This window comes from Paracidovorax cattleyae (genome assembly GCF_900104515.1).
Lineage (GTDB): Bacteria > Pseudomonadota > Gammaproteobacteria > Burkholderiales > Burkholderiaceae_C > Paracidovorax > Paracidovorax cattleyae.
Genome location: NZ_FNJL01000029.1, coordinates 64788 through 77174 on the forward strand (window position 1 = coordinate 64788; position 12387 = coordinate 77174).

The 12387-nt window shown below is 71.7% G+C and carries 10 protein-coding genes; 8 read left to right on the forward strand and 2 right to left on the reverse strand.

Annotation, left to right across the window (positions count from 1 at the left end):
* Nucleotides 1–463: 463 nt before the first annotated feature.
* Both urtE and BLR05_RS20215 read left to right on the forward strand, forming a co-directional pair.
* On the forward strand, nt 464–1168 hold the full coding sequence (urtE, locus tag BLR05_RS20210) for an urea ABC transporter ATP-binding subunit UrtE (RefSeq protein ID WP_092838030.1): 705 nt from the start codon (nt 464–466) through the stop codon (nt 1166–1168).
* Nucleotides 1169–1414: 246 nt separating this feature from the next.
* Nucleotides 1415–2473 (forward strand): PilZ domain-containing protein, encoded by a 1059-nt coding sequence (locus tag BLR05_RS20215; protein WP_092838033.1) that lies wholly within the window; start codon nt 1415–1417, stop codon nt 2471–2473.
* 189 nt (nt 2474–2662) lie between these two features.
* On the opposite strand, the gene BLR05_RS20220 is transcribed toward BLR05_RS20215, so the two are convergent.
* Nucleotides 2663–3376 carry a haloacid dehalogenase type II gene (locus tag BLR05_RS20220; protein WP_092838036.1) on the reverse strand — a complete coding sequence of 238 codons (714 nt, stop codon included), beginning with the start codon at nt 3374–3376 and terminating at the stop codon, nt 2663–2665.
* Between the two features lie 217 nt (nt 3377–3593).
* On the opposite strand from BLR05_RS20220, the gene BLR05_RS20225 reads away from it, so the two are divergent.
* Entirely contained in the window at nt 3594–4835 is a 1242-nt protein-coding gene (locus BLR05_RS20225) for an MFS transporter (protein ID WP_092838039.1), read from the forward strand.
* Nucleotide 4836: 1 nt separating this feature from the next.
* Here the strand turns inward: BLR05_RS20225 and BLR05_RS20230 are convergent, their stop codons facing one another.
* Nucleotides 4837–5673, reverse strand: a complete 837-nt coding sequence (locus BLR05_RS20230) for a phosphatase PAP2 family protein (RefSeq protein WP_092838042.1) — start codon at nt 5671–5673, stop codon at nt 4837–4839.
* A gap of 334 nt (nt 5674–6007) precedes the next feature.
* Between BLR05_RS20230 and BLR05_RS20235 the strand changes: the two genes are divergently transcribed.
* From BLR05_RS20235 to BLR05_RS20255, 5 genes are all read left to right on the forward strand, one after another.
* Complete coding sequence (locus BLR05_RS20235; protein ID WP_092838071.1) at nt 6008–7129, forward strand: diacylglycerol/lipid kinase family protein; 1122 nt, start codon at nt 6008–6010, stop codon at nt 7127–7129.
* A gap of 25 nt (nt 7130–7154) precedes the next feature.
* A complete protein-coding gene (locus tag BLR05_RS20240; protein ID WP_092838045.1) occupies nt 7155–7925 on the forward strand; it encodes a metallophosphoesterase family protein in 771 nt (256 codons plus the stop codon).
* Between the two features lie 62 nt (nt 7926–7987).
* Complete coding sequence (locus tag BLR05_RS20245; RefSeq protein WP_244160141.1) at nt 7988–9208, forward strand: TRAP transporter substrate-binding protein; 1221 nt, start codon at nt 7988–7990, stop codon at nt 9206–9208.
* Nucleotides 9208–11868: a bifunctional diguanylate cyclase/phosphodiesterase gene (locus tag BLR05_RS20250; RefSeq protein WP_092838048.1), complete on the forward strand. Its 2661-nt coding sequence runs from the start codon at nt 9208–9210 to the stop codon at nt 11866–11868. The genes BLR05_RS20245 and BLR05_RS20250 overlap by 1 nt, the downstream gene beginning before the upstream one ends.
* A gap of 142 nt (nt 11869–12010) precedes the next feature.
* Nucleotides 12011–12387 (forward strand): contractile injection system protein, VgrG/Pvc8 family (locus tag BLR05_RS20255; RefSeq protein WP_279616031.1); only part of this gene is annotated, 377 nt, incomplete at its 3' end.

Genomic DNA, 12387 nt, shown 5'->3' on the forward strand with positions numbered 1-12387 from the left:
GCAGCCACGAGGGCGGGGTGCCGTACACGGGCCATTGCTTCGCTCGGCCTTTGGTGCGCGAGTGCTGCGCACCGCGCACGGTTTTTTTGTGGGGCAGAGCGGTGGTGGCCTTGGCCGAGCGCAGCGACGGCCTGGGGGCCGAGCAACGCGAAGGCCCGGGTCACCCCTTCTGGATGCGCCTGGGGCGCGCAGGGGGTGGGGTGGCGGGCGTGCCGAAGGACACGCCCGCATCGAGAACTGACTTGCCGTGGTTGTCCGAGCGTAGCGCACGCAGTGCGCGCAGCGAGTTCCACGGCACACCCCACCCCCGAGCACCCCAGGTTGCCCCGTTTGCCCATCGGGCGAACGGGGTCGCAGACAGCAGGGTCGCCCTTTCTTTGGTTACTTTCTTTCGGCGAAGCGAAAGAAAGTGACTCGCCCGCCGGGGCGAGACCCGGCCCCCGCCCTTAAAAGAACCCAAAACATGCTCACCGTCCACAACCTCCAGCAATACTACGGCGGCTCCCACATCCTCCGCGACGTGAGCCTGGCCGCGTCCCCCGGCAAGGTCACGGTCCTGCTCGGCCGCAACGGCGTCGGCAAGACCACGCTGCTCAAGAGCCTCATGGGCCTGGTGCCCATCCGCAGCGGCACCATCACCTGGGAGGGCCAGCCGATCCAGGGCCGCACTCCCTATGAGCGCGCCCGTGCCGGCATCGGCTTCGTGCCGCAGGGCCGCGAGATCTTCGGCCGGCTGACGGTGGAGGAGAACCTGCGCATGGGGCTGGCCTACAAGAGCGGTTCCACGCCCGTGCCGGAGCATCTCTACACGCTGTTTCCGGTGCTGCAACAGATGCTGGGAAGGCGCGGCGGGGACCTGTCGGGGGGGCAGCAGCAACAGTTGGCGATCGCGCGGGCGCTCGCGCCCAGCCCGCGGCTGCTGATCCTGGACGAGCCGACCGAAGGCATCCAGCCCAGCATCATCAAGGACATCGGACGGGTGATCCGGCGCCTCGCGGACGAGGGGCTGGACGGCCACCCGGTGTCCGTGCTGCTGTGCGAGCAGTACTACGACTTCGCCGAGGAGCTGGCCGACGAGTACCTCGTGATGGAGCGGGGCGAGGTGATCGCGCGCGGGCCGGGCAGCGAGATGCAGGCGCGGGGCATCCGGCAACTGGTCGCGATCTGATGGCCCGGCTGTCCCGCCGCCGGGCGCCTGGCATGGGCGCGTGGAGGAGGGCGCCTTCCGGGTGTGACGCCGAAGCGACGGTGCCGGGCCGGCATGGCCGTGGCGCGGGCGGGGCGCCGGCGCGCGGCTTGACCGCCGCGCGGCCGTCCGCCTATGCTGCCGGATGCCGGCCAGGCCCTGGGGCCGCCCGGTACCGAATCCGACGGACCGACCTACCGAGACCCGCGCACGGCCCCCTTGCCCCCTATGCCTGTTCCTCCCGTTCCCGGCCCCGAAGCTCCGGACGCGCCAGATGCGTCCGATGCGCCCGGAGCACACCTGCCTGCCGGTCCCGGGGCACTCCCGCTGCAGGAGCGCGAGATCACGCTGCTCAAGGCCGGCATCCGCGATTTCGCGCAGATGGCCGCGTCCATGCCTCCAGACCGCTCCCGTGACTGGATGGAGCGCGTGATCGGCTGCCTGCACGGCCTGCTGCCCGCCTATGGTGGCGTGCTCGACCACTGGACGGGCGAGGGCGCCGCGGTGGTGTTCCCGTCGGCGGAAGGGGAGCCGGAGGGCGATGGCAGGGGCGCCGATGACGGCGTGCAGCGCGCGGCCATGTACGCCGTGGCGCTGCAGATGGCGCTCAAGGATTTGAACGACGCCTTCCGCGAGGAGCGGATGCCTCCGGTGTACGTGGGCGTGGGCATCGCCTTCGGTACCGCGCTGCTCGGCGATCTCGCTCCGCCCCGCGGCGGACGCCAGGCGTCCGTGCTGCTGGGCGCAGTGGTGGCCGAGGCCTCCCAACTGCGCGCCTTCGCGCTGCGCGGGCAGGTGCTGGTGAGCGAGGCGGTGTACCAGCGCTGCTGGACGATGGCGTCGGTGTCGGCGCCGTCGCACGTCTTCGTCAAGGGCCTTGCCGAGCCGTTGTCGCTGCGCGAGCTGGTGGCCGTGCCGAGCCGGCGGCTCAAGGTGCCCCGGCAGGAATTCCGCCGCAGCCTGCGGGTGGAGGCCAACCTGCCGTGCACCTGCCAGCTCGTGCAGGACGGCGCGGTGCTTCCCCACCTGGTGGCCTGCTCGGTGCGCGACATGGGCTACCACGGCGCGCTGCTGGAACTGGGCGAGCCCGTGCCGCTGCATGGCGAGCTGCGCCTGGCATTCGACCTGCCGATCGCGCGCTACCAGGCCCGCGACGTGTATGCGCGCGTGGTCACCCTCAACACCACCGGTCCCCAGGTGCTGGCGGGGGTGGAGTTCACCGCCACCAGCCCGGAATTCGATGCCCAGGTGCGGCGCTTCGTGCAGGGGATGGTGGCCCCCGGCTGACGCGCATGCAGTTCGACGGCGTGATCGCGTCCTGGAACGGCGCGCGGGGTTCCGGGTTCATCGAGCCGCTGGAAGGCGGCGACAAGGTGTTCATCCATATCAAGGCGTTCCGCCCGGCTGGCTGTGCTGGGCGCACGGCGGCGGCCTGCGCGCGGTCCTGCCGGCCTGAAGCGGCAGGCGCGCCGTGCGTCAGGCCGGACCTGCCAGCACGTCCGCGAGCGCGCCCAGGTCCGTGCAGTGCAGGTCGTTGCCCGGCCGGGGCGAGACGTCCTTGGCGCGGGCCGCGCCGAACTCGTGCGGCCGTTCGACGTACGCGGTCCGCAGGCCGCAGGCGCGCGCGGCCTCCAGGTCCTCGTGGTGCGCGGCCACCATCATCACCTGCGCGGGTTCCAGGTCGAAGACGCGGGCAGCGCCCAGGTACACCGCCGGGTCGGGCTTGTAGGCGCGGAACACCTCGGCGCTCAGGATGCAGTCCCAGGGCAGGCCGGCCCCCTTGGCCATGTCGGTGAGCAGGCCGATGTTGCCGTTGGAGAGCGTGGCGATGGTGCGGCGCCGCTTGAGCCGCTGCAGGCCCGCCGCGCTGTCGGGCCAGGCCGCGAGCCGGTGCCACGCGCGGTTCAGGTGCCGGCGCTCGTTCTCGGCCAGATGCGCCAGGCCGAAGCGGGGCAGCAGGCCGTCGAGGATGGTCCGGTGCAGCTCGTCGATGCGCGTCCAGCCGAGTTCGCCGCTGCGCACCCGCTGCATGGCGGGCTGGTAGCCCTCGCGCCAGGCCAGGGCGAAGGCGTCGGCGTCCACCTGAGGGTGCAGTGCCTGCATCTCGCGCACGATGCTGCCGTGCCAGTCCACCACGGTGCCGAAGATGTCGAAGACCAGCAGGCGCACGTCGGGAAAGGCGTCGTTCATGGGGCAGCCCTTGGAGGAGGAAGAGGGGGACGGGAAGGATCCCGCCGTGGTGGCGGATGCCGCGTGCCGGGCAGCATACGGCAAGGCCGCAAATCCCGCCCGCTGCAGGCGCGGGCAGGGCGTGATATGTTCTCCAGCCCTGCGGGTTAACCCTGCATTGCCTCTCCCCGCGCACGGTCCGCTTTCCTGGCCGGCGCTGCCGCACGCCGCTTCTTCCATGACTACGCCTTCCCTGCCCCGCGACGCCGATGCCCCGGCGGCGACCCCCTCCATGGCCACCCCGCGGGACGACCGCACCCTGCTGCGGGCCGTACTGGCGCTGGGCCTGGGCGGCTTTTCCATCGGCACGGGCGAGTTCGTCATCATGGGTCTGCTGCCCGAAGTGGCGCGCGACATCGGCGTGACCATCCCGCAGGCCGGGCACGTCATCAGCGCCTATGCGCTGGGCGTGGTGATCGGCGCGCCCGTGCTGGCCGTGCTCGCGGCGGGCTGGGGCCGGCGCGCGCTGCTCATCGCGCTGATGGCCGTCTATGCACTGGGCAATTTCGCCTCCGCGATGGCTCCGGGCTACCTGTCGCTCAACCTGCTGCGATTCGTCACCGGCCTGCCGCACGGCACCTATTTCGGGGTGGCCGCGCTGGTGGCCGCGTCGCTCGCGCCGCCGGGCCGGCGCGCGAGCGCGGTAGGCCTCGTGATGCTGGGCCTGACGGGGGCCACGCTCGCGGGCGTGCCCATCGCGGCAGCGCTGGGCCAGTATTTCGGCTGGCGTGCGGCCTTCGTGTTCGTCGGGGCGATCGCGGTGCTGGCGATGGCGATGGTGCGCAAGGGCGTGCCCTACATGCCGCCGGACGCGGCCGCGAGCCCCTGGCGCGAGCTCGGGGCGCTGCGGCGCAAACAGGTCTGGCTCACGCTGGGCATCGGTGCCATCGGTTTCGGCGGCATGTTCTCGGTTTTCAGCTACATCAAGCCCACGCTTACCGAAGTGGCGGGCCTGCCGGTGGGGGGCGTGCCCTTCGTGCTGGCGCTCTTCGGCGCGGGCATGGTGGCGGGCAACCTCGTGGGCGCCCGGCTGGCGGACCGCGCGCTGATGCGCACCATCGGCGGCCTGCTGGCCTGGTCGGTGGTGGTGCTGGGCGGCTTCGTGTTCGCCGCGCAGCACGTGGCCACGGCGGCAGTGGCGACCTTCCTGCTCGGGACCATCGTCGCCATCGGACCGGCCCTGCAGATCCGGCTCATGGACGTGGCCGGCGAGGCCCAGACCCTGGCCGCCGCGCTCAACCATTCGGCCTTCAACTGCGCTAATGCGCTGGGTGCCTGGCTCGGCGGCGTGGCCATCGCGGCCGGCCTGGGATGGACGTCCACCGGCTGGGTGGGCGTGCTGCTCGCCTTCGGCGGTCTGGCCGTGTTCGCCGCGTCGCTGGCTGCGGAGCGCAGCGCGTCCCGGCCGTCCGCCCCCTGAATCAGGCCGCCGCGGCGCCGCGGGCGCGGTGCCAGTGGCCCACGCCGTTCGCCACCAGCACGCAGCAGGCCAGCCAGGCGCCTCCGGTGGCCCAGCCCGCGAGCACGTCGCTCGCATAGTGCACCTGCAGCACCACCCGGCTCCAGCCCACCGTGAACACCACCGACGCGGCGGCGAGCAGGGCGGGCAGGTGCCAGCGCCCCGGCAGCAGGCGCACGGCCAGATAGGCCAGCATGCCGTAGGCGACCAGCGAACTGCTGCTGTGCCCGCTCGGGAAGCTGTAGCCTTCGGCCACCGAGACGCCATGCGTGTGTTCCGGCCGCACCCGTTCGAAGGCGTGCTTGAAACCTCGGGTGAGCAGCCCGTTGCCCGCCATGGTCGCGGCCCAGCAGGCGGCCAGCAGTCGGTGGCGGTGCCACCAGAGCGCGATGCCCACCACCACGGCCAGCGCGGCCAGTACCTGGGTGTCGCCCGCATGCGTGACCCGCGCGAACAGGGTGAGCGTGGGCAGGCCTGCCCGTGCGCGCAGGGTGCCGGCCAGTGTTTCGTCCATCCGCGCTGCCCATGCGGTGGGGGCCGACCATTCCCGCGCCAGGAAACCCAGCAGCTCGGCGCAGCCCCACATCAGCAGCGCCGAGGCGGCCAGGGCCGCCCAGAGGCGTGCCACGGCATGGTGCGGCGCGGACCAGCGCACTGCCCAGGGTGCGCAGTGCGGCGCGGCGGCCAGTGCCGAGCTCCGCGCCAGCAGGGTGGCCGCCAGCACGGCCGACAGTCCCGCGCCCCAGAAGGCCAGCGGGTGCGTGCCCGCCCAGGCGGCCCAGGCCTGCAGGGCGCTCATGGACGGCCTCCTGCGGGGCCCGGGGCGGAAAGCGGGGGGAAAGGGGGGCGGAGTGGGAAGGGCGGTTGCATCGGTCGGGGAAAAGCCTTGAACAGGTGGGGACTGCGATGGTGGCATGCCGCGGGCCCGGCGCCGCCATGACCCGGCAGCGCGCTGGAGATTCCCGGACACCGCGGATGTCCGATGTCGGCCGGCGCCGACAGCCGCTGCCTCTGCCCTCCGATGCGAGCGGGCGGCGTGCGGACCGGACAATCGGGGCGGGTGCCGGGGCCGTCCGGCCGGAGCGCCCTTCCTGTCCCGCGGCCTAGTGCTGCGCCTTCCCGCCCACAGCACCATGCCATCCTCCGCCCCGACCTCCTCTTCCGCTGCGCCCGCGCACGGGCCCGTGCACCTGGTGGTGCCGCACCGGCCGGGCGCGGACCACGGCCAGCTGCGCGGGCGGCTGGAGGCCCTGGAGCCACTGCGCCGCCATGCGGTGCAGTGGCATGTGCCGGCGGTGCGTGCCGGCATCGTGCAGGCGGCGCAGGAGGCGGCGCTGGCTGCCCTGGCCTCCGGCGGCATCGTGGTGGCCTGCGGCGGCGACGGCACCATCAACGCCGTGGCGGCGGCGGCCTGGCGGCACGGCGTCCGCATGGGCGTCATCCCCGCGGGCACCTTCAACTATTTCGCCCGCGAGCAGAGCCTGTCGCTGGACCTGGACCAGGCCGCGGAGGACATCCTGAAGGCACTGCGCGACGGCGACGAGCGGCCGGTGCGCGTGGGCTATGTGAACGACAGCATGTTCCTGGTGAACGCCGCGGTCGGCCTGTACCCCCGCCTGCTCGAGCAGCGGGAGATGGCGTCGCGGCGCTTCGGCCGTTCCCGCTGGGTGGCGATCGTCTCCGCCGTGTGGAGCTTCCTGCGGCCGTCCTCGGCGCGGCGCTGGCGGGTTTCGCTGCGCGCCCACCGCGGCGCGGACACCCTGGTGCAGGAAGAGTTCTTCGCCTCCACCCTCTTCGTGGGCAACAACCCGCTTCAGCTGGAGCGGCTGGGCATTCCCCAGGCGCGCGACGTTGCCGAGGGGGATCACCTCGCGGTGCTGCTGCTCAAGCCGCAGGGCCGGTGGGCCACGGCCCGCACCGTCTGGCACGCCGCCATCGGCCAGTTGGACCGCGACGATGCCGTCATCAGCCTGGCCTGCTCGGAAATGGTCGTGGAGCCCGCCAGCTGGCGACCCGTCCAGGTCAAGGTGGCGTTCGACGGCGAGCGGGCCTGGATGCCGCCGCCGCTGCGCTTCCGCATGGAAGACCGCCCGCTGTGGCTCGTGGCGCCCACGGCGACCGCCAGGGACGAAGAGCGCGCGCCCGGGCGCGCCGGCGCCGATCCCGAACCGGTTGCCGACCCCGGCGACGCCGATCCTCCGGGACCGGCCCCCCTGCCGGGCGTGGTGCCGGGCATGGCCGCGGCGTCAGCCTGAAGCCACGAAACCGGACCAGGCGGCCATGAGCGTTCTGATGCACCTGTCCGATCTGCACTTCGGCGCGCACGATCCGCGCGTCTGCGCGGCGGTACAGGCGCTCGCGCGCGCGCTCCCGGTGTCGGTGGTGGTCGTGTCGGGAGACCTCACGCAGCGGGCCACCGTCCCGCAGTTCGCGGCCGCCCACGCATTCATCGCCGCGCTGCCAGCCCGGCACACGCTGGTGATGCCGGGCAACCACGACCTGCCCCTGTTCGCGTGGTGGGAGCGCATCGGCGGCGCCTACCGGCGCTATGCCCGCTGGTGGGGGGATGATCGCGAGCCCGTGTGCGACGCCGGCGGGTTTTTCGTGGTGGGCGTGGATACCACGCGCCCCTGGCGCCACAGCCAGGCAAGCCTGTCGGGCGCGCAGATCGACAGGGCGGCGCGGCGCCTGGCCGGCGCGCCGCCGGACCGCTGGCGCATCGTCGCCACGCACCACCCCCTGGTGGCGCGCCACCCCGGTGACGCTGACCACCGCCCGCACCGCGCTGCCGAAGCCGTGGCGCGCTGGCGGGCCGCGGGGGCCGAACTGCTGCTGTCCGGCCACGCCCATGCGCCCGGCTTGGTCGAGGCGCTGCCCGGGCTGCGGGCCGCGCAGGCCGGCACGGCCGTGTCGGTACGGCTGCGTGCGGAGGCCCCCAACAGCCTGCTCACCCTGGAGGCCGGTGCGGGGGGCAGGCAACTGACGCGCTGGGATTTCGATCGGGAGAGGGGTGAATTCCGTCCGGATAATCCTGTCAGGTGGAATCTCTGACATCGCACGCCGTCTGAGGTTGGGTGGAGAGCATTTCCCGGCATTTGTCAAAGGCATCCAAAATGGTACAAAACCGGTGCTACTGGGAGGACCCGTATTTGGCAGCGACCCTTCGCGCGCCCCGCACCGGCGGATTCGTCCGTTGCCACCTGATCCGAGCCGTGCCTGCCGCCGCGCTGGCGCGGGGGGCGGCGCTGGCCTGCGCGCTGGCGCTGGCCGCTCTGCCCGGCGCCGCCGCCCCTGCCGAGCCGGGCCCGTCCGCCTCCCCTGCGGCGTCCCCGGCCTCCGCACCCGGCGCTGCGGCCCCCTACCGGCTGCGCATCGTCGGCAACCTCGGGGCCCTGTCGCAGTATTCCCGGCGCGAGGCACCGTTCTGGACCCGCGATCTCCCGCGCCTGAGCGGCGGACGGTTCACTGCCTCGATCGTCCCTTTCGACCGCGCCGGCGTGCCCGGCATCGAGATGCTGCGCCTGGTCGAGCTGGGCGTGGTGCCTTTGGGCACCGTGCTGATGAGCTCGCTCACCGCCCAGTACCCGCAATACACCGCCGCGGACCTGCCGGCGCTCAACCCCACCCTGGCGGACCTGCGGTCCTCCGTGCAGGCGTTCCGGCCCTACCTGCAGGACGAGCTGCGCAGGCGCCACCATTTCGAGATGCTGGCGGTGTATGTCTACCCCGCGCAGGTGCTCTTCTGCAAGAACGCCCTGTCGGGGCTGGCGGACCTCAAGGGGCGGCGCGTGCGCGTCTCGTCCGCGTCCCAGGCGGACTTCATCGCCTCGCTGGGCGGCGTGGCCGTCTACACCGGCTTCAGCCAGATCGTTCCCAGCCTGCAGGCGAGCGACAGCGAATGCTCCATCACCGGGACGATGTCGGGCAACACGCTCGGACTGCACCGCATGACCCGGTACCTGCACACCCTGCCCATCACCTGGGGGTTGTCGTTCTTCGGGGCCAATGACGAGGCCTGGGCCGCCATGCCTCCCGAGCTGCGGGCCCTGCTGCTGCGCGAGCTGCCCAGTCTGGAGGATGCCATCTGGCACGACGCGGAGGCCGAGACGGAAGAGGGCGTGGCATGCAACAGCGGCTCGTCGGCCTGCGTGCGTGGCGAGAGGGGCTCCATGGTGGTGGTGCCCCTGTCGCCCGAGGACGATGCCCGGCGCCTGCGCCTGTTGTCCGAATCCGTGCTGCCCAGCTGGCTGCGCCGCTGTGGCGCCGACTGTGCCGCCATCTGGAGCCGCACCGTGGGCCGGGCGCGCGGCATTCCCGTTCCGGAGAATCCCTGATGGCGGCGCTGTCGGTCCGCCTGCGCTGGGCCGTGTCCGCGGCGGTCGTGGTGCTCGTGCTCGGCATTGCCGGGGCGGCGGGCGGGCTGATCGTGAACGCGCGGCACGTGGCGCTGGCCGAGAGCGAGACGCAGGTGACGCGTTTCGTCGCCGGCGCCGAGGCGGCGCTGAACCGCGCGCTGCTCGGCCTGGACGTCCTGCTGGCCAGCACGGACGACATGATCGAGCTGTGGAGCCAGCGCATGCCCCGCACCGATCCGGAGTTCATCGGCCAGCTGCTGCGCAGCGCCTCCCGGCAGAACATCCTCGTGCGCTCGGTGGTGCTGCTGGACACGCGGCGCAACGTGGTGGCCGCGTCGGACGCCATGGGCTCCCGCATGCTTCAGGAGTTTCCTGACGGCTTCTTCGACGAGGCCATGGCCCAGGGCATGCCGACCCTGGCGCTGAGCGCCCCGACGGTCAGCTTCGCGAGTTCCGAGCGGATCCTGTATGCGGCCCGGCCGATCCGCTCGCCGGGCGGAGAGCGCCTGCTGGCGGTGCTGCAGGTGCCCGTGAGCATGCTCGCCGCAGTGCTGGCACAGGGGGCGGACATCCCGGGGCTGGAGGTCACCCTGGAGCGCGGCCGGGGCGAGCTGATCATCGGCACCTCCGGCCGCGGCGAGGCCCGCACCCGCGTGCGCGTTCCGCCGCTGGGCGACGACGCCCCGGCCTTCAGCGCCTGGGACCAGCCGGCGCGCCTGACCGGCGTTCCCGCCCTGGTGTCCGGGCGGCCCATCCTCTATCCGGGCCTCTGTATCACGGCGAGCCTGCCGGAGGCATCGGCGCTGGCCAACTGGCGCTCCGAGCGCAATGCCATCGCCGCGGTCGCGGCCCTGCTGATCGCCACCGCGCTGGCGGCGGGCGGCTTCGCCGTGGCCTACCTGCGCCGCATCAGCCATGCGCGCAACGATCTTGCGCGCTCCAAGTCCACGCTCGAGCAGGCCCTGGGCTCCATGGTCAGCGGCTTCGTGCTGCTGGATCCCCGCCACCGCGTGCTGCAATGGAACCAGCGCTACGAGGAGATCTTTCCGTGGCTGCGGACCATGATGGACGTGGGCCTGCCGTTCCGCTCCGTGCTGGAGGCCACCTCCCGCTACCACCTGCCCGAGGCCGACGAAGCCACGCGCCGCGAATGGGTCGAGCAGCGGCTGCTGCTGCAGCGCGAGACCCGGGGCACGCACGAGCAGATGCTGCCCAACGGGCACTTCATCCAGATCACCGAGCGCGCCACTCCAGAGGGCGGGCTCATGATCACCTACCACGACGTAACGGAGATGCGCCGGGCCAGCGCGGAGATCGAGAATCTCGCCTTCTACGACCCGCTCACCGGGCTGCCCAACCGGCGCCTGCTGCTTGACCGGCTGCACCAGGCGCTGGCCACCGCGCAGCGTTCGCACCAGTTCGGCGCGCTGCTCTTCCTGGACCTGGACCAGTTCAAGACCCTCAACGACACGCAGGGCCACGAGATGGGCGACCTGCTGCTGCAGCAGGTCGCGCTGCGGCTGCGGGTGTGCGCGCGCCCGGCGGACACCGTGGCGCGCCTGGGCGGCGACGAATTCGTGGTGATGATGGGCGATCTCTCCAACGACCGGCAGGAGGCCGCGTCGATCGCGCGCCGCATCGGCGAGAAGATCCTGCATGCCGTGGCCCAGCCCTACCACCTGCAGCAACAGATGCACCAGCACACCTGCAGCGTCGGCGCGGCCATCTTCGGCGACCAGCGGCAGACCGCGGCGGACCTGCTCAAGCAGGCGGACATCGCCATGTACCAGGTCAAGGCACGGCGCGGCAATGCGCTGTGCTTCTTCGATCCGCAGATGCAGGTCGTCATCAGCCAGCGCGCGCGGCTCGAATCCGACCTGCAGGCCGCCATCGCCGAGCAGGAGTTCGTGCTGTATTACCAGCCGCAGTTCTCGCGCGCGGGCGAAGTGATCGGTGCCGAAGGCCTGCTGCGCTGGAAACACCCCGAGCGGGGGCTGATCGCCCCGGGCGAATTCATCGCCGTGGCCGAGGAGAGCGAGCTCATCGTGCCCATCGGTCAATGGGTGCTGCGCACCGCCTGCTCGCAGCTCGCGGCCTGGAGCCGCGACCCCCGGCTCGCGAACCTGCACATCGCGGTGAATGTCAGCGCGCGTCAGTTCCGCCATCCGGACTTCGTCGCCAGCGTGGTGGAGGCGCTGCAGCACGCTGGCGTGAAACCCCACCTGCTGGAGCTGGAGCTGACGGAGTCCCTGGTGCTCGACAACGTGGACGACTCCGTCGCCAAGATGCACATGCTGCGTACCAAGGGCGTGCGCTTCTCGGTGGACGATTTCGGCACGGGCTACTCGTCGCTGGCCTACCTCACCCGTCTGCCGCTGCACCAACTGAAGATCGACCAGTCCTTCGTGCGCAACCTCGGCAAGCGGCCCACGGACGACGTGATCGTGCAGACCATCATCGGCATGGCCCGCAACCTCGACCTGGAGGTCATCGCCGAAGGCGTGGAGACCCAGGAGCAGCGCGAATTCCTGGACCGGCATGGCTGCGACCTCTACCAGGGCTACCTTTTCGCCCGTCCCATGCCCGCCCAGGACTTCCTGGTCCGCCACGGCTCGGTGGCCTCGGAACAGCCCGATTGATCCGTGCGGAAGCCATCGATCATATAACTTTTCGATACAAAATTACATTTTCAAAAAGCTATCCAATCGTTAGGCGCTCAACCTATCATCGCGACCGTCTCTAACCTTCGGGCACGCTTCGGCCGTGTCCCTCGCAACCAAGATGACACGCCGCGTCACCATCCAGACGCCCCTGGGAGAGCAGCTGCAGTTCCGGCAGTTGCGGGGCAGCGAGGAGCTGAGCCAGCTTTTCTCCTTCGACATCGATCTGCTCTCCGAGAGTCGCGACATCGATCCCAAGGCGCTGCTGGGCAGGGCGGCGACGGTGGAGATCGAGACCGAGGGCGGCGGCAAGCGGTACCTGGACGGCCTGGTCACGCGCTTCGGCATGCAGGGGCAGGACCATCGGCTGTATTCGTACCACCTGCGCCTGCAGCCCTGGCTGTGGGTGGCCACGCGGCGGCAGGACTTCCGCATCTTCCAGTTCAAGACCGTCCCGCAGATCGTGCAGGAGGTGCTGGGCCGCTACGGCTACCCGCT

What these genes read in the sequence shown, in the direction of transcription:
- urtE (WP_092838030.1), top strand. Translation starts at nt 464, where the DNA reads ATGCTCACCGTCCACAACCTCCAGCAATACTACGGCGGCTCCCACATC.
- BLR05_RS20215 (WP_092838033.1), top strand. Translation starts at nt 1,415, where the DNA reads ATGCCTGTTCCTCCCGTTCCCGGCCCCGAAGCTCCGGACGCGCCAGAT.
- BLR05_RS20220 (WP_092838036.1), bottom strand. Translation starts at nt 3,376, where the DNA reads ATGAACGACGCCTTTCCCGACGTGCGCCTGCTGGTCTTCGACATCTTC.
- BLR05_RS20225 (WP_092838039.1), top strand. Translation starts at nt 3,594, where the DNA reads ATGACTACGCCTTCCCTGCCCCGCGACGCCGATGCCCCGGCGGCGACC.
- BLR05_RS20230 (WP_092838042.1), bottom strand. Translation starts at nt 5,673, where the DNA reads ATGAGCGCCCTGCAGGCCTGGGCCGCCTGGGCGGGCACGCACCCGCTG.
- BLR05_RS20235 (WP_092838071.1), top strand. Translation starts at nt 6,008, where the DNA reads ATGCCATCCTCCGCCCCGACCTCCTCTTCCGCTGCGCCCGCGCACGGG.
- BLR05_RS20240 (WP_092838045.1), top strand. Translation starts at nt 7,155, where the DNA reads ATGAGCGTTCTGATGCACCTGTCCGATCTGCACTTCGGCGCGCACGAT.
- BLR05_RS20245 (WP_244160141.1), top strand. Translation starts at nt 7,988, where the DNA reads ATGGTACAAAACCGGTGCTACTGGGAGGACCCGTATTTGGCAGCGACC.
- BLR05_RS20250 (WP_092838048.1), top strand. Translation starts at nt 9,208, where the DNA reads ATGGCGGCGCTGTCGGTCCGCCTGCGCTGGGCCGTGTCCGCGGCGGTC.